Below are 15829 nucleotides of genomic sequence, written 5' to 3'. Positions count from 1 at the left end.
CCGCGTTCATCCGCGCGAGGTGAGGAGTTCGGTCGTGGTCGCTGTGGCACAGCCGCGGTTCGGGGTGTGGGCGGTCGTCTACGGGTCGTGGGGCCCGTTCGATCATCCGGACGATCCGGTGGACGCCAGCTGGGAGCGCAACCGGCGGCTGATCGTCGAGGCCGACCGGCTCGGCTTCGATTCGACGCTCATCGCGCAGCACGTCGTTAACCCGTTCGGCGACGAACTGGACCAGCTGGAGACGTGGACGTCCGCGGCGGCGCTCGCCGCGCTCACCGAGCGGATCGAGATCATCGCGGCGATCAAGCCGTATCTCGTGCACCCGGTGGTGCTGGCGAAACAGGCCCTGCAGATCCAGGAGATCAGCGGCGGCCGGTTCGGGCTGAACCTCGTCAACGCCTGGTACAAGCCGGAGCTGGCGCGGGCGGGCATTCCCTTCGCCGAGCACGACGAGCGGTACGAGTACGGCCGCGAATGGATCAGCGTCGTGCGCGAGCTGCTGGCCGGCGAGCGGGTTTCGTTCGAGGGCAAGCATTTCCAGGTCGACGGGTATCGGCTGCGACCCGCTGGTTCGGCGCCGACCGTGTACGTCGGCGGCGAATCCGACCCGGCGCGGGCGCTGGTCGCGGACAAGGCCGACGTGTGGTTCATCAACGGGCAGCCGAAGGAGAACGTCGCCGAACTGATCGCGGACGTCGCCGCCCGACCGCGCGCCGGTGCGCCAGTCCGATTTGGACTGTCCGCGTTCGTGGTGGCCCGCGAAACCGACGCCGAGGCGGAAGCGGAACTGGCGGCGCTGTGGGAACTGGCGGAGGCGGGCAAGGCGCGGTGGGAGGCGCTGGTCGCGGACGCCGATCCGAAGGCGGTGATGTTCCAGACGTTCGCGAAGTACCCGCACATCGGCACGAACGGCGGCACCGCAGCCGGTCTGGTCGGCAGCTACGACACCGTCGCCCGGCGGATCCGCGAGTGGGCTGACCTGGGAATCGAGACGTTTATGCTGCAATTTCAGCCCTTCGAAGCGGAGATGCGGCGGTTCGCCGAGCACGTGATTCCCCGCGTGCGCTTGACTTCAAGCAAGCTTGAACTTGCACGGTAGGTGCATGTTCACCGAAGCGGAACTCACCTACCTGGCCACCCAGCCGCTGGCCCGGGTCGCCACTCAGCAGCCGAACGGAACTCTGCAGGTCAGCCCGGTCGCGTTCACCTGGAACCCGGAGACGCAGACCATCGACGTCTCCGGGTACCACCTCACGAAAAGCCGGAAATACCGCAACGTCGAGGACAACGGCCAGGTCGCCATCGTGATCGACGACCAGCCCTCGACGAGCCCCATGCGCATCCGCTGCCTGGAGATCCGCGGCCGGGCGGAAGCGGTGCCGGACGCCTTCGAACCGGACGGCCACCTCGACGGAGCCGTCATCCGCATTCACCCGCAACGCATCATCAGCCTCGGCATCGAAGATCCCGACCGCGAGCCGCTGGAGGTGAAGCCGAACAACCGGAACGTCTGACGCCGCGCCGGTCCGCAGTCCCGCCCCTGCCCGGGGGAGGGACGGGACTGCGCCCGGCTCGACGTTCCGCTGGTTCATCTGCGCGCACCCGCCACCGTGTACGCCGCCGTTCCGACCGCGAACAGCAGGCCGGCCGTCCACCACGCCGTGGCGGAGGCTGCCGTCGCCATCGGCCAAGCCACGAAGTCGTAGGCCTGGCCGACGGCGCTCGGGACGAATATCGCCGTCATCGCCCACCCCAAGGGCAGCGTCCAGCCGAACTGGCCGCCGAACAACGTGGCCGCCAGCCCCGTCAGCCCGATGAGCCCGGCCGCGTTGCGGAGGATCCAGCCGGATTCCATGGGATGGTCGACAAAGCCTTGTGCCGCAATCATTACTCCACCGGCAACCGCACCGATCAGCAGCAGGTGCCCGAGCCGTCGGGGCGGCCAGCGGAAAGAGGCCGTGCGGTCCAGGTCGATGTCCTGTCCGCTGAGACCCACGCCTGCCACCGCGACCGCGGCACCGAGGGTGAAGGTCGCGAAGAGCGTCGCCCAGTTGTCGCCCAGCAGCGGCGGGAGAACGACGGCGCAGAGCAACACCGCCGCCAGCGACGCTGCGAGGTGGCGCGAACGCGCGTACAGCGCTGTCCACCGCATCAGCGGGCACCTTCCATGAGGACCTTCAGCGGGTCACCGGTGCAGGTCAGTTCCAGTTGCCGAGCGGCGGCCACGCGGGCGGTCTGCTCCGGCTCTGGTACTGCTTTGAGGGCTGCCCACGCTGAGTCCGTCCATGCCTGAGGCGCAACGTACGAAGACGGCGGAGAGTACGAGCCGGCCAGCCACTGCGCCATTACCCAGCGCGCAGCGTCCTCCCGGTCGTTTCGCTCACCTCCGTAGGACGCCGCGTGACATTGCGTTGTCCCGGCACCGCTAAGCAGCGTCATGGTGAGGCGGGGGCCGCTTTTGTCGGATAACACGTAGTTGTCCTTCTGCAGCAGCACCCGGGACGGATCTCGCGGGCCCACCTTGTTGTCCCGGTACGGCTCTGTCGATTCCACTACCCGAGTCGGGTGTTGCGGCAGCTTCTCCAGGCGCTGCAAGACTTCCTTGCCTGGACCGACCACAGTGGACAACCAGTCCTCGTGCAAGCGCGTCACGCATACCGGACCGTCGCAGACGAGAGCGGCCGCCGCCTCGTCCGGGACGTAGTTTTCGGCCGACGACGCGGGGAAGAGCGGCAAAGCCACCGCCAGCCCGGCCCCCACTGGGAGCAGCGCGAGCACCCGGATCCGCGCCGAACGGGCCAGCAGCAGCACGATTCCGGCCGCGGCGATCCCGAGCAGCCAGGCCAGCTGCCCGATCTCCACCGCGGGCTTCGGCAGATCGAACGGGCCATGCGGCGCCACTTGCCCGATCCCCAGCAACGCCACCGCGTTCGACGCTACCCCGTTCACCCCCGACACCTGCGTGAAGAGGCCGCCTGCCAGCACGAGCACGGCCAGCGCCGGTGCGGTGATCGGATACGGCAGAAGCCGCCCGACGCCGAGCCCGAGCGCGACACCGGCGAGCACGGACAGCACCCCGAGCACCAGTTGCGTCACCCATGCCGTGGTGAACAGTCCGCCCTTCGCCACGACCTGCCCGACCCCGGCGGCGACGAGCACCAGGTAGCCCACGGCTGCGGCGAGACCGAGGGCCAGGCCGAGCATGGCGGCTCGCTGCCCGGCTGGCCGGGGCGTGGAGCCGAACAGTTCGACGACACCCGCGCGAGCATCTCGCATGCCCTGGATCGCCGCGGCTCCGACGATGATCGGCCACATCAGCACCAGCAGATAGCGAGGCCACCGCACCGCAGTCAGCCAGGTCTCGTTCCAGGCTGCGGAACCGTGGCTCCACGGCCCGCGCGAGAACAGCAGCAGTCCCAGGCTGACCACGAGCATCGCGACGGGAACCCAGGGCGCGACGGTGCGCCGGAGTTCGATCCGGAACACGCTCATCACCAGGACCCCTTTCCCTGTGCGTGGCCGAGCAGCGCCGAATAGCCGCGCTCGATCGGGCTGTCGCCGACGTCCGCCTCGCCGCCCGCCGCGGCCAGATCGGCTGGCGTGCCTTGGAAAACCAGCTTCCCGCCGGCGAACAGGACGACGTCCGAGCACGCCGCGGCGACGTCTTCGACCAGGTGGGTGGACACGACGACGCACGCGTCCCTGCCGATTTCCTGCAGCAGCTCCCGGAAACGCAGCCGTTGCGCCGGATCGAGCCCGGCGGTGGGTTCGTCGAGCAGCAGGACCACCGGGTCGTTCACGATCGCCTGCGCGATGCCGACCCGGCGGATCATGCCGCCGGACAGGGTCTTCATTTTGTCCCCGGCGCGTTCGGCGAGACCGACCCGTTCGATCGCGCGCTGGACCGCGCCCGGCACCTCGCGCTTGGGCATTTCCTTGAGCCACGCCATGTATTCGACGAACTCGCGGACGGTAAACCGCTTGTAGTACCCGAAGGTTTGCGGCAGATAGCCGATCCGGCGGCGCAGGCCGCGCTGGTCGAAGTGCCCCCCGACGGGCTCTCCGAGCAGCGCCAGCTTGCCTTCCGTCGGCCGCAGCACCGTGGCCAGGGTGCGGATCAAGGTGGTCTTGCCCGCACCGTTCGGCCCGAGCAGCCCGTGCACGCCCATACCGAGCGCGAGGTCGAGGCCGTCGACCGCCATCTTTTTGCGGCCGACCCGCACTTTCAGTCCCTGTGCCTGGATTTCCCAGGCGTAGGTCGCCGGAGCGACCTCGGCGGCTTCCACAGCCCGCATCGGTGTCCCCTCTCGTTTCCGTCAGTGATGCGCAGCAAGCTGCGTGAAGGTGTTCCGGCGAAGCACTACGAACACGGTCGCGACGACCGCGGCCGCCAGCCAGCCCGGCCAGGCGACGTCCTGCAGCAGGACCGAACTCCCGAACGCGACGCTCGGCACCACCAGCGCGCCGAGCCACAGGCCGACCAGGATCGACGCCGCCCAGGCGACGCCGATGAACGTGCCGAGCGCGAGAGTCCCCGTGGTGAACGCGAGACTCGGCAGCAGCCCGAATCCCATCCGCGCGCCGACCAGCCAGCCGGCGGCGAGCAGCACCGCCAGCACCGGCACCACGACCGCCGTGGTCCGGCGCAGGATCAGCTCCAGCCCGGCGCGCGGGGTGGCCGCGGTGAGTTCGTACGACGGATCGAGCCCGCGCGTCCACGCCGCCGCCACCCCGAAGACCGGCAGCACCGGGGAAAGCAACTGCACGAACGACAGCCCGTCGTGCAGTGACCGGTCGAGGTAGACCGACAGCGCGCCGACCACGAGGACCATCAACAACCACGGCATCATCACCGGAGTCGCCCAGCAATGCAGCCACGCCGCGGCCCGGCGCGGCATCGGCTGCGGTGCCTGGGCGAGGTCCGGTTCCAGCCCGGCCCACACGGTGTCGAGCAGACCGGTCACCTCGGCGGTGGACGCGCCGGCGAGCCGCGCCCGGCACTGCGCGCAGTTCTCCAGGTGCCCTTCGATCGCCCATGCCTCGTCGCCCGGCAGGTCCTGGCCGGCGACGTAGCCGGCGAGCATCCGGTCGGATACGTGGTTCATGGCTTGACCTCCTTCAGACAGTCCTGGTTTCACGACAACGCCTCCCGCATCGCGATCCGGGCGCGGCGGGCCCGGGTTTTGACCGTGCCCTCGGGCAGGCCGAGCAGGATCGCGGTTTCCCGTACCGACAATCCGTCGAGCGCCATGGCTTGCAGGACCTCGCGCAGTTCGGGCGCGAGATTGCGCAAGGCGTCGCCCACCGAATCGCCGACCGTGCTCGCCAGCGCCTCCTCCTCGGCGGCGGGCGCGGACAGCGACTCGTGCACCCCGGGAGGCGGATGCGCGTGATGCGCCCGCCGCCGGAACGCGTCGATGAGGCGGCGCACCGCGATCGTCCACACCCAGCCCACGGCGGAACCACCGGCGACGACGCCCGCAAACGAACCCGCGGCGCGCCACACGGCGAGGTAGGTCTCCTGCATCACCTCCGCGATGATCTGGTCATCGGAGCAGCGGTGCCGCAGGCGTATCGCGAGCCACGGCGAGGTGCGGCGGTAGAGCTCTTCGAACGCCGCACGATCACCGCGGGCGGTGCGCCGGAGGAGGCGTTCCTCGTCCGGCTCCCTGGGTGGCTTGTGCTTCACACCCGGCAAGACGCCACCTCCGCGCTTACGGTTCTCTGAAATGAGTGATCTGTGTCACATTTCTCATCGGACTGCCGGACATCATCGTGGCGCGGGGGTGGTGGGGGTGTGGGTGGATGGGGCGGGGCTCCGTCGTTCGAGTGAGGGTGGCTATTCGGCGGGGGGGCGGCCGACGTGCGAGAAGCCGGAGTGGCGTGCGGGGTTGAGTGGGGAGCTTTGGCACGGGCGGCGTGGCTGGGGAAAGCCTGGTGGTTGCAACGGCGCAGGTGAGCGCGGGTGCGTGGGATGCGCGCGAGCAGAGGGCGCGCAGGAGTGAGGGGCTGGCAGTGCACGGCTGGGTTCTCGGGAGTGTTGATGCCGGTTGGAAGCCGCGTCGTCATTAGCGGACTCCGGGCAAGGGGCATGAGCAGCTGGTGCACGGCACGGCACGGCACGGCACGGCACGGCACGGCACGGCACGGCACGGCACGGCACGGCACGGCACGGCACGGCACGGCACGGCACGGCACGGCACGGCACGGCACGGCACGGCACGGCACGGCACGGCACGGCACGGCACGGCACGGCACGGCACGGCACGGCACGGCACGGCACGGCACGGCACGGCACGGCACGGCACGGCACGGCACGGCACGGCACGGCACGGCACGGCACGGCACGGCACGGCACGGGCGAGGATCGCAGCGGGCCCCGAGGAAAGCAAGCCGCGCACCAGACGCTCATCAGGCCCAGGAGAAAGCAAGCAGCGCGCGACATTCACGGCAAACCCGCCAGCCGTCGATCACGCTCTCGCCGCAAAACTCAAGCAGTGCAGCGAAACCGGCTCAAGCCGAAGGCCAGAACTTCCGCCAGCCTTCAGCCTCCAGCGTCGTCGGTTCGACCCCGGCTTTCCGGGCGGCCGTCTCCGCCGCGCGGATGTCGCGGGCGAACTGCTTCGCTACCGCCCGCAACTCGCCTTCGGGGTCCAAGCCGCCCCGGCGGGCGGTGGCTGCTGTTCGGAAGAGTTGGGCTGGGGCCGAGGAGTCTTGCGGGAACAGGTCCAGCGGGATGCCTGCCCGGCCGCTGCGCTGGCCCAGTTTTCCGGCCAGGGCGACCGCGGGCTGGCCCAGTGCGACGCCGTCCACAATGGACTTTCGTTGCTTCTCGGCCTGTTTCAGCTCTTCCCACTTCAGTTCCTGGTGCTCCGCCGAGGCGATGCGGGCCGCGTCGGCGAAGACGTTGGGGTGGCGGCCTACCAGTTTGTCCACCAGGTCGCTGGCAACATCGTCGATGGTGAAGGGCGCGCGGCCGTGTTCGGCGGCTACGCGGGCGTGGAACAAGACCTGCAGCAGGACGTCGCCCAGTTCCTCGCGCAGGGCCGTGCGGTCGTTGTCCTCGATGGCTTCCAGCAGTTCGTACGTTTCCTCGACCAGGTACTGGCGGAGGGATTCGTGCGTCTGCCGGGCGTCCCACGGGCAGCCGCCGGGTGAGCGCAGGCGGTCCATGACCTCGACCGCTTCGACGAGCGGGGGCACGGGGGTTTCGATCAACCGGGCACCGGCGGCGAGCATGGCGGCCGCGGTCGGTTCGGTGCGGGAAGCGGCTAGCAGCACGATGTCCGCGAAGGACTCACCGACCGGCGGGACACCGAACTGCGCGGGGTCGACGTCGGTCGCGGCGTACACGGCACTGGTGCGAAGCAGGGGCAGAGCGGCCGCGGGCAGGGTCGCGCCGCGGACCAGGATTACCGTGCCGGTCACTGCTGCGCCGGGGCACCGCCGCGCAGCGGCACGGCCACGCCCGTCACCTCGGCCGCGCTGGGGGCGAGGTTCATGCCGACTGCGTCCCACACGCCGTAGCGCGGGTTGATTTTGAAGTCCACGTTGCCAACGTACGGCTGAAGCATCCGCACGCCGATCGCACCCAGCTGAGCCGCGGTCGGCTGCTGGACCTGGTCGGTGGCGACCTTCGCGTCCGTCGTCCGCTTCCGCACCACGGCGGTGACCCACCAGGTCGGCGCGCTCGCCGGGTTCGGCTGGAACGCGATCGCGGTGTTCGCGGGCACGCCGAACAGCACGGTCGCGGCGTCCTGCGGCGACGACAGCGCGGGAGCCTGCTGGCCCACGTTGCCCTGCGCGCCGCTCTGGATGTCGGCCTGGATCTTGCCCGGGTCGCTCGCGTACTCCTCGGCCTTGGCGATGGCCTGGCTGCGCGCGGCCTTCGGATCGATCGACGGGGCCTGGCTCTCCGAGGTCGGCGCGCCGATGCTGGTGTAGTCGAAGTTCACCGAGAGCGTCGGGAGGTACTTCAGCGCGATCCGCTGCTGCAGGTACTGGTCGGTGATGGCCTCGCGGTGATCGCGCAGCCGCCAGACGAGCTGGGTGACGGCCGCGGACTGGTCCTGCGTGACGGCCTCGGGCACCGGCGACGCGAGCGGATCTTGTTGCATGGCCTCGCTGACGGTGGCCTCGTCGACGGCAATGCCTTCCTTCTGCGCGGCCTTCTCGACGACCTCGTGCAGCAGCGTCTGCCGGACGATCTCGCGCCCGACGAGGTCGAGCTGGTGCCGCGACGCGAGCTGCCGGGCGTACGGCTGCTCCTGCACGGCGCGGTCGAGCAGCGCCTGAATCTGGTCGATGGTGGTGACCTGACCGTCGACGACCGCGGCCATGCCCACCTGACTGGGGCCGGTACCGCATCCGGCGAGGAGGAAAGCTCCGGCGAGAACGGCGCCCAGCGCACGGCGGCGCCCCATGATCCGCATCACAGGCCCTACCCTCTCACATGGCCTCGAAACGCAACACCATCGAGGCATTCAGCGGGCTATTGTCGACATATGGACTCTTGGTTGTCGATCGAAGTCCTCGACGGGGCCTTCGCGGCGAGCGCGTGGCAACGTGCTCACGGCGACCGTCTGACCGAGGCCGCGCTGACCCACGGTGCCGAGCAGTGGACGTGGCACGTCCATCGCTGGGGCGTGACGCTGGAGATCGAGTTCGCGTCGGAGCAGGCACGAGATCGCTTCCGGCACCTGCCCGCGGTGACCGCCGCCCTCGACGCGGTGCCGGATCCGGAACGCGGCTTGCTTGTGTATCCGGGCCGCGGCGGCGGTTCGGGAGCCCGGGTCCCGCGACATCCCCGGCCGTTGCCGATGTCCGGGTGCGGGGCACTGCCTACGCCGCAGGAGGAAGTGGCGCTGCGGCTGGCCACGGCGCAACCGCCGGGGCTCGAGGTCTGCTCCGCCAGCTGACGCCTGGCCACGGAAAGCACGCCGCGGCCAGAGCGGCGGAAGCTCGCCAGGGGGACCGCCGCGCGCGCCGATTTCGTACGGCAGCACGGTGAGCGAGGCCCGCGGCGGCGGTTCGGGAGCCCGGGTGCCGCGACATCCGCGGCCGTTGCCGATGTCCGGACGCGGGGCACTGCCTACGCCGCAGGAGGACGTGGCACTGCGGCTGACCACGGCGCAACCGCCGGGGTTTCGGCTAGCTGACGCTTGGCCACGGAAAGCACGCCGCGGCCAGAGCGGCGGAACCTCGTCCGGCCGAAACCGCTCGGGGTTAGGTCCGCGGTTCGGGAGCCCGAGTGCCGCGGCGGTGCCTCGCCATCGAGACCGCCGCGGGCAGCGGCGGCGGATCAGGCGAGGCACGCCGCAGCGCTCACACCGCGGCTGGAGTTTTCGTCAACTGCGCCAACAGCTTCGTGCACCAGTCGAGCAGTTCCTGGTCCCGCAGCACCGGCGCGCCCATTCGGCCGCCGGCTGCGCCTTCGGTCGGCTTCGGCACCGACACCGTGTTGGTGATCGCCTTGTACAACGCCTTGGGGTACAAGCGTTTCAGCCGCACCAGCTGCGAGTCCATCAACGGCAGCGGTGCGAACCGGATCGTGTTGCCTTGTGCCGCGACCTCGGTGACGCCCGCGGCGCGGCAGGCGTGCCGGAACGCTGCGACTGCGAGCAGCCGGGTGACCGGGGCGGGTGGCTGGCCGTAGCGGTCGACCAGTTCCTCGCGTACCGCGTCGAGGGCCGCAGTGTCCGGAGCTGCGGCGATCTTGCGGTATGCCTCCAGCCGCAGCCGTTCGCCGGGGACGTAGTCGTGCGGGATGTGCGCGTCCACGGGCAGGTCGACGCGGACTTCGGCCAGTTCCTCGTCCTCCGCCGGCTCCGCGCCCGCGTGCCGCCGGAAGGCCTCGACCGCTTCGCCGACTAGCCGGACGTACAGGTCGAATCCGACGCCCGCGATGTGCCCGGACTGTTCCGCGCCCAGGATGTTGCCCGCGCCGCGGATTTCGAGGTCCTTCATCGCGACCGCCATGCCCGCGCCGAGTTCGGTGTTCTGCGCGATGGTGGCGAGCCGGTCGTGCGCGGTTTCGGTGAGCGGCGCTTCCGGCGGGTACAGGAAGTACGCGTACCCGCGTTCGCGGCCGCGCCCGACCCGGCCGCGCAGCTGGTGCAGCTGGGCGAGGCCGAGCATGTCGCCGCGTTCCACGATCAGCGTGTTGGCGTTGGAGATGTCCAAGCCGGTCTCGACGATCGTGGTGCAGACGAGGACGTCGTACTCGTTCTCCCAGAACCCCTGGATGATCTTTTCGAGCTTGTCCTCGTTCATCTGCCCGTGCGCGGTGACGACGCGCGCCTCCGGCACCAGCTCGCGGATCCGCTTCGCCGCCTTCTCGATCGACGACACCCGGTTGTGCACGTAGAACACCTGGCCGTCGCGCAGCAGCTCGCGCCGGACCGCCGCGCCGACCTGTTTGTCGTCGTACGCGCCGACGTAGGTCAGGATCGGGTGCCGGTCTTCCGGCGGGGTGAGGATGGTCGACATCTCGCGGATGCCCGCCAGCGACATCTCGAGCGTGCGCGGGATCGGCGTCGCCGACATCGTCAGCACGTCGACGTGCGTGCGCAGCGCCTTGATGTGTTCCTTGTGCTCCACGCCGAACCGCTGTTCCTCGTCGACGATCACGAGGCCGAGGTCCTTGTAGCGGATGCCGGTCTGCAGCAGCCGGTGCGTGCCGATGACGATGTCGACCTCGCCGTCGGCGAGCTGTTCGAGGATCCGGTCCGATTCGGCCTTGTGCGTGAACCGCGAAAGGCCCTTGATGGTGACCGGGAACGACCGCATGCGCTCGGTGAACGTGTTCAGGTGCTGCTGCGCGAGCAGCGTGGTCGGCACGAGCACGGCCACCTGCTTGCCGTCCTGCACCGCCTTGAACGCCGCGCGCACCGCGATCTCGGTCTTGCCGTAGCCGACGTCGCCGCAGATCACCCGGTCCATCGGGACGCCGCGTTCCATGTCCGACTTGACCTCGTCGATGGCCGCGAGCTGGTCGTTGGTCTCGGTGAACGGGAAGGCGTCTTCCAGCTCGGACTGCCACGGCGTGTCCGCGCCGAACGCGTGCCCGGGCGCGGCCTGCCGGGCGGCGTAGAGCTGCACCAGTTCCGCGGCGATCTCCTTGACCGCCTTTTTGGCCCGTGCCTTGGTGTTCTTCCAGTCCGAGCCGCCGAGCTTGTTGAGCGTGGGCAGTTCGCCGCCGACGTAGCGGGACACCTCGTCGAGCTGGTCGGTGGGCACGAACAGCCTGTCCCCGGGCTGACCGCGCTTGGACGACGCGTACTCCAGCAGCAGGTACTCGCGCGTCGCGCCGGCGACCGTGCGCTGCACCATCTCCACGAACCGGCCGATGCCGTGCTGGTCGTGCACCACGTAGTCGCCCGCCTTGAGCGCCAGCGGGTCGACCGCGCCGCGGCGGCGCGACGGCATCTTGGTGTTCAAGTCCTTTGTGGACGATCCGGCGGTGGCGCCGCGGCCGGTCAGGTCGGCCTCGGACAGCACCACGAGCGCGCGCTCCGGCGAGACGAAGCCCTCCGCGAGCCCGCCGCAGGTGACCGTGACGACGCCGGCCGGCGGGACGTCGGCGAGCACCTCGACGTGTTTCGCCGGGACCTCGGCGGCCATCAGCTGCTCGACCGCGCGGCTGGCGGTGCCCTGCCCGGCGACGACGAGCACGCCGGTGCCGCCGGACGCGAGGTGCGCGCGCAGGTCGGTCATCGCGCGTTCCAGCTCGCCCCGGTAGGCGGGCGCCGGCTCGATGCCGACGCGGTAGACATCCGGGTCTTCGCTGGTCAGCTGGGTGAGCGTCCACCACGGGCGCTTCGTCTCCTGCGCGTGCGACGCGATCTCGGCCAGATCGCGGTACGCCGACGCGCCGAGGTCGATCGGGGCCTGCCCGCCCGCCGCGGCGGTGGTCCAGGAGGCCTCGAGGAACTCCTGCCCGGTGCGGACGAGGTCGGCGGCGCGGGCGCGGATCTTCTCCGGATCGGCCAGCAGCACGTGACTGCCCTGCGGCATCGCGTCGGTGAGCAGCGCCAGCTCGCCTTCGCAGAGCACCGGGATGAGCGCTTCCATGCCCTCGACCGGGATGCCGCCGGACAGCTTGGTGAGCATTTCGGCCAGGTGCGCGTCGGCCTCGTACGTGGTGGCGAGCTCCGCCGCGCGCTCCTTGACGTCCGGCGTGAGCAGCAGCTCGCGGCACGGCGGCGCGGTGACCCGCTGGATCTCGCCGGGCAGCGAGCGCTGGTCGGACACCGCGAACGCGCGGATCTCGCTGACCTCGTCGCCCCAGAACTCGACGCGGACCGGATGCTGCGCGGTGGGCCCGAACAGGTCGAGGATGCCGCCGCGGACCGCGAACTCGCCGCGCTTCTCGACCATGTCCACGCGCGTGTACGCCAGCTCGACAAGCCGTTCGAGCAGGTCCTCGAAGCTCTGTTCCTCGCCGACGACCAGGTCGATCGGCGCGAGCGAGCCGAGCCCGGGCGCCATCGGCTGGATGAGGCTGCGCACGGTCGCGACCACGACCCGCAGTTCGTCGTCTCCGGTGTGCAGCCGGTGCAGCACTTCCAGCCGCCGCCCGACCGTGTCCGCGCGCGGCGAAAGGCGCTCGTGCGGCAGCGTCTCCCAGGACGGGAAGTCGGCCACGCGATCGGGGCCGAGCAGCGCGCCGAGCGACGCGGTGAGCTCGTCGGCCTCGCGTCCGGTGGCGGTGACGGCCAGCACCGGACGGCCCGCGCCGCCGCGCTCGGGGTCTTCGGCCAGCGCGGCGGCCACGAGCTGCCGTACGGCGACAGCGCCTTGCAGTTCGAGCAGTGGGGCCCCGGCGCGCTCGACAACGCCGCGCAGCGCCGGGTCGGGAAGGATGGCTTGGAGGAGTCCGGACAGTACAGCGTCGGTCACCATCCCAGCCTACGTCGCGGCACCGACAAGTTTTCGCTCCCCGGCGATCACCTCCGCCAACAGGGGCAGCTGCTGCTCGACCGCACCGGGTTCGAGGGAGCCGACGCGCAGCAGCACGTGCTCCGCTCCGGCCTCTGCGTAGCGGCGCACCGTCGCCGCGACCTCCGAGATCGGGCCGGTCACGGTCGCCTGGATGGTGCTGGTCTGCGCCAACGGACGCCGGTAGGTCGCCTGCGCGTAGTCCTCCAGAACGCGACGGCCGCGGCGCGGGTCAGGGTCGACGTAGACCGTCAAGAACAGCGACGGCGTGACCGGGCGATCGCTGGCGGCGCGGATCGTCGCGAGGCCCGACGCGTAGTCCGCGGGGTCCGGCGGATACGGGAGCCAGCCGTCGTAATGCAGCGCGGTTCGGCGGAGCGCGGCCGGCGTCGCGCCGCCCAGCCAGATCGGCGGACCACCGGGGCGCGCGGGCCGGACCGCCGACGGCAGCCAGTCGTAATGCAGCACCTTGCCGTGGAACGACTGCGGCTGCCCGGTCCACAGCTCGCGCCAGAGCGTGACGACGTCGTCCAGATGCGAGAACCGCGTCCGGAAATCGACCCCGGCCAGCTCGAACTCCCGCTCGCTGAAGCCGGGAAAGCCCGCTCCGACGCCGACCGCCAGCCGTCCTTCGGAGATGAGGTCGACGGACGCGAGCGTCATCGCGGTCTGCACCGGATTGCGGTGTGCGGGCAGCAGCACGGCAGTGCCGACGGTGACGCGTTCGGTGGCCTGCGCGACCGCGGTGAGCAGGGTGAGCGGTTCGATCCGGGGACGGGAAAGCGAGTCACCGGCCCAGATCGACGCGAATCCGAGCCGTTCGGCTTCGCGGGCCAATGCGACGAGGGCACGCGGGGTGCCGCCTGCTTCGAGCTGTGCCTGTCCGGCAGGAAGAAGAAGTCCGAATTCCACGCCGCCGACGATCCAGCGCGGCCGGGCGTCCCGGCAATTCCCTGCGGGGAATGGCAGGCGGACACGAGCACCGGCCAGAATCGCGCAGTGCCCACTTCGTTCGCCGACGCCTTGCGCGACGCCCGTTCCCACCGTCGGCTCAGCCAGCTCGACCTCGCGCTGAAAGCCGGGACGACCCAGCGCCACGTCAGCTTCATGGAACGCGGCCGTTCCCTTCCCGGCCGGGGCATGGTGGTGCGCGTCGCCGAGGCGCTCGGCCTGCCGCTGCGCGAGCGCAACGCCTTGCTGCTGACCGCCGGATACGCGCCGGTCTACCCCGAAACCCGGATGGACGACCCCGCGCTGACGCCGGTGCTGGAGTCGCTGCGCGCGCTGCTCGCCGGGCACGAGCCGTACCCGGCGCTGGTCGTGAATCGCTACGGGGATCTCGTCGCGGCGAACGACAGCTTCGGCCTGCTCACCGAGGATGTCGCGGCGGACCTGCTGGAACCGCCGGTCAACGTGCTGCGGCTGGCGTTGCACCCGCGCGGGATGGCGCCGCGGATCCAGAACTTCGCCGATTGGGCGCAGCACGTGCTCGAACGTCCGCGCCGAGGTCTGGCGAACGGACCCGACCCGCGCCATCAGGCGTTGCTGGACGAACTCACCGGCTACCTGCCGTCGCCCGGCGAACCGTCCGGCGACCACCTCGGGTTCGCAGTGCCGCTGCAGTTGTCCAGCTCGGCGGGCGAACTGCGCTTGCTCACCGCGATCACGCACTTCGCCACGGCGGTCGACGTGACGGTCGCCGAGCTGAGCCTCGAAACCTTCCTGCCCGCCGACGCTTCCACTGCGGAACTGCTCAAGGCGCGACCCACCCGGTGACCTGCCCCATCGTCAGCTCCACCCCCGCCCACAGCACTGCCGCGCACACGCTTCCGATGAAGAAGCGTCGGTACGACAGTCCGGCGGAACCGGCGACGCGCGGCACGAGAGTGCGTACGCCCGCGAGGCACCGCCCTAGGACGACTGCTGGCACGCCATAACGCGCGACGGTCGCTTCAGCCTTGTCCCACTTCGCTTCGCCGATCCGCTGTCCTACGCGCGACCGTCGCAGCTTCGGACCCCACAGTCGTCCCTCCCAGTACGCGAGCTGGTCCCCCGCTAACGCCGACACAACGCAGACCGTGAGCGCTGGCCACAGCTGTAAAGTCCCGCGCTGCACAAGGAAACCCATGAGCAGCAAGGTGGACAGCGTCGGCAGCACGATGCCGGGCAGCAGCGCCGTCTCGGCCATGATCACCAGCGCGCAGATCAGGTAGACGAGCGGCGCGGGAGCGTCAAGAAGCGGCTGAAGCAGGCTGTCCATAGCGGTCCAGTCCCGACCGCACCGGCAAAGCCGCGCGGTACACGTACGCCGGCGGCAGGTTCCGCCAAACCACACTGGTGCGTTCGACAACCGCGAAGCGGCTTCGCAGCAACCGTGCGAACCGGCGCGCTGGCGGAGTCCGGGCGGTGTGCGCGTACGCGAAGGTGGTGAAGCGGCCTTGTGGCGACAGCACTTCGCAGACGGCATTCAGTACCGCAGCCTGTGGTGCGGCGTGCATGGCTGTCCACGGCAGGCCGGAGACGACCACGTCGACCGGCATGGTCACGTACGCAGCGACGTGTTCCGCGGAGCCTTCCGCAACGTGCAGCGACGGGAAGCGCTCACGAAGCTCCTGTACGAGGTGCCTGTTGATTTCGACCGCGGTGAAATGCGCGTCGCGCTGAAGGATGCGAAGCAGCGCTTCGGTGAACACGCCTGTTCCCGGCCCTAGCTCCACGACGCTGTGCGCGCTTTCGACGCCCAGCCCGGCAGTCATCACTCCGGCCAGCCGTGCCGAGCTGGCGGCGATCGCGCCGGTACGCATCGGATGCCGGAAGAACTCCCTGGTAATCGACATGTTTTGTACGGTAGGAAGCGGCTCGGTCATCGCGGATCGACTCGGTCGGCGGG

General features: G+C 70.3%; 15 protein-coding genes. 4 read left to right on the top strand and 11 right to left on the bottom strand.

Going from position 1 to position 15829, the window contains the following annotated elements:
* The first annotated feature begins 34 nt into the window (after positions 1 to 34).
* Entirely contained in the window at positions 35 to 1099 is a 1065-nt protein-coding gene (locus DMP23_RS39870; protein WP_337824062.1) for an LLM class flavin-dependent oxidoreductase, read from the top strand.
* A gap of 4 nt (positions 1100 to 1103) precedes the next feature.
* Positions 1104 to 1514 (top strand): PPOX class F420-dependent oxidoreductase, encoded by a 411-nt coding sequence (locus DMP23_RS39865; RefSeq protein WP_037820238.1) that lies wholly within the window; start codon positions 1104 to 1106, stop codon positions 1512 to 1514.
* A 74-nt stretch (positions 1515 to 1588) separates the two neighbouring features.
* On the opposite strand, the gene DMP23_RS39860 is transcribed toward DMP23_RS39865, so the two are convergent.
* From DMP23_RS39860 to DMP23_RS39830, 7 genes are all read right to left on the bottom strand, one after another.
* Positions 1589 to 2152 (bottom strand): hypothetical protein, encoded by a 564-nt coding sequence (locus DMP23_RS39860; RefSeq protein WP_337824061.1) that lies wholly within the window; start codon positions 2150 to 2152, stop codon positions 1589 to 1591.
* Entirely contained in the window at positions 2152 to 3492 is a 1341-nt protein-coding gene (locus DMP23_RS39855) for a hypothetical protein (RefSeq protein WP_337824060.1), read from the bottom strand. Before DMP23_RS39855 ends, DMP23_RS39860 begins: the two co-directional genes overlap by 1 nt.
* Entirely contained in the window at positions 3492 to 4295 is an 804-nt protein-coding gene (locus DMP23_RS39850) for an ABC transporter ATP-binding protein (RefSeq protein WP_337824059.1), read from the bottom strand. The genes DMP23_RS39855 and DMP23_RS39850 overlap by 1 nt, the downstream gene beginning before the upstream one ends.
* A 21-nt stretch (positions 4296 to 4316) precedes the next feature.
* Positions 4317 to 5105, bottom strand: coding sequence for a zf-HC2 domain-containing protein (locus DMP23_RS39845; RefSeq protein WP_337824058.1), 789 nt, complete (start codon positions 5103 to 5105; stop codon positions 4317 to 4319).
* A gap of 29 nt (positions 5106 to 5134) precedes the next feature.
* Positions 5135 to 5689 carry an RNA polymerase sigma factor gene (locus tag DMP23_RS39840; protein ID WP_337824496.1) on the bottom strand — a complete coding sequence of 185 codons (555 nt, stop codon included), beginning with the start codon at positions 5687 to 5689 and terminating at the stop codon, positions 5135 to 5137.
* Between the two features lie 824 nt (positions 5690 to 6513).
* A complete protein-coding gene (locus DMP23_RS39835) occupies positions 6514 to 7428 on the bottom strand; it encodes a MazG family protein (protein ID WP_134734430.1) in 915 nt (304 codons plus the stop codon).
* Complete coding sequence (locus tag DMP23_RS39830; protein WP_337824057.1) at positions 7425 to 8423, bottom strand: hypothetical protein; 999 nt, start codon at positions 8421 to 8423, stop codon at positions 7425 to 7427. Before DMP23_RS39830 ends, DMP23_RS39835 begins: the two co-directional genes overlap by 4 nt.
* 81 nt (positions 8424 to 8504) lie before the next feature.
* On the opposite strand from DMP23_RS39830, the gene DMP23_RS39825 reads away from it, so the two are divergent.
* The gene (locus DMP23_RS39825) at positions 8505 to 8918 is read left to right on the top strand and encodes a hypothetical protein (protein ID WP_337824056.1); all 414 of its coding nucleotides are present in this window, start codon (positions 8505 to 8507) and stop codon (positions 8916 to 8918) included.
* 406 nt (positions 8919 to 9324) lie between these two features.
* On the opposite strand, the gene mfd is transcribed toward DMP23_RS39825, so the two are convergent.
* Both mfd and DMP23_RS39815 read right to left on the bottom strand, forming a co-directional pair.
* Positions 9325 to 12903, bottom strand: a complete 3579-nt coding sequence (gene mfd, locus DMP23_RS39820; protein ID WP_337824055.1) for a transcription-repair coupling factor — start codon at positions 12901 to 12903, stop codon at positions 9325 to 9327.
* A 6-nt stretch (positions 12904 to 12909) separates the two neighbouring features.
* Positions 12910 to 13851, bottom strand: coding sequence for an LLM class flavin-dependent oxidoreductase (locus DMP23_RS39815; protein ID WP_337824054.1), 942 nt, complete (start codon positions 13849 to 13851; stop codon positions 12910 to 12912).
* A gap of 87 nt (positions 13852 to 13938) precedes the next feature.
* Here DMP23_RS39815 and DMP23_RS39810 point away from each other — a divergent pair, with 87 nt between their 5' ends.
* Positions 13939 to 14715, top strand: coding sequence for a helix-turn-helix transcriptional regulator (locus tag DMP23_RS39810; RefSeq protein WP_337824053.1), 777 nt, complete (start codon positions 13939 to 13941; stop codon positions 14713 to 14715).
* Here the strand turns inward: DMP23_RS39810 and DMP23_RS39805 are convergent.
* Positions 14693 to 15199 (bottom strand): DedA family protein, encoded by a 507-nt coding sequence (locus tag DMP23_RS39805; protein WP_037820220.1) that lies wholly within the window; start codon positions 15197 to 15199, stop codon positions 14693 to 14695. The two genes, DMP23_RS39810 and DMP23_RS39805, sit on opposite strands and share 23 nt — an antisense overlap.
* Positions 15171 to 15806, bottom strand: a complete 636-nt coding sequence (locus DMP23_RS39800; RefSeq protein ID WP_443111317.1) for a class I SAM-dependent methyltransferase — start codon at positions 15804 to 15806, stop codon at positions 15171 to 15173. Before DMP23_RS39800 ends, DMP23_RS39805 begins: the two co-directional genes overlap by 29 nt.
* Between the last annotated feature and the right edge of the window lie 23 nt (positions 15807 to 15829).

Origin of the sequence: Amycolatopsis sp. A1MSW2902, assembly GCF_017312175.1 — a bacterium.
In the GTDB taxonomy this organism is placed as follows: domain Bacteria; phylum Actinomycetota; class Actinomycetes; order Mycobacteriales; family Pseudonocardiaceae; genus Amycolatopsis; species Amycolatopsis nivea.
This window is presented reverse-complemented; position numbering and strand designations above follow the sequence as displayed.

Bases quoted from the DNA above. Each gene is read 5' to 3' on its own strand.
- DMP23_RS39865 (WP_037820238.1), top strand. From the start codon at position 1,104: ATGTTCACCGAAGCGGAACTCACCTACCTGGCCACCCAGCCGCTGGCC.
- DMP23_RS39860 (WP_337824061.1), bottom strand. From the start codon at position 2,152: ATGCGGTGGACAGCGCTGTACGCGCGTTCGCGCCACCTCGCAGCGTCG.
- DMP23_RS39855 (WP_337824060.1), bottom strand. From the start codon at position 3,492: ATGAGCGTGTTCCGGATCGAACTCCGGCGCACCGTCGCGCCCTGGGTT.
- DMP23_RS39850 (WP_337824059.1), bottom strand. From the start codon at position 4,295: ATGCGGGCTGTGGAAGCCGCCGAGGTCGCTCCGGCGACCTACGCCTGG.
- DMP23_RS39845 (WP_337824058.1), bottom strand. From the start codon at position 5,105: ATGAACCACGTATCCGACCGGATGCTCGCCGGCTACGTCGCCGGCCAG.
- DMP23_RS39830 (WP_337824057.1), bottom strand. From the start codon at position 8,423: ATGGGGCGCCGCCGTGCGCTGGGCGCCGTTCTCGCCGGAGCTTTCCTC.
- DMP23_RS39825 (WP_337824056.1), top strand. From the start codon at position 8,505: ATGGACTCTTGGTTGTCGATCGAAGTCCTCGACGGGGCCTTCGCGGCG.
- mfd (WP_337824055.1), bottom strand. From the start codon at position 12,903: ATGGTGACCGACGCTGTACTGTCCGGACTCCTCCAAGCCATCCTTCCC.
- DMP23_RS39805 (WP_037820220.1), bottom strand. From the start codon at position 15,199: ATGGACAGCCTGCTTCAGCCGCTTCTTGACGCTCCCGCGCCGCTCGTC.
- DMP23_RS39800 (WP_443111317.1), bottom strand. From the start codon at position 15,806: ATGACCGAGCCGCTTCCTACCGTACAAAACATGTCGATTACCAGGGAG.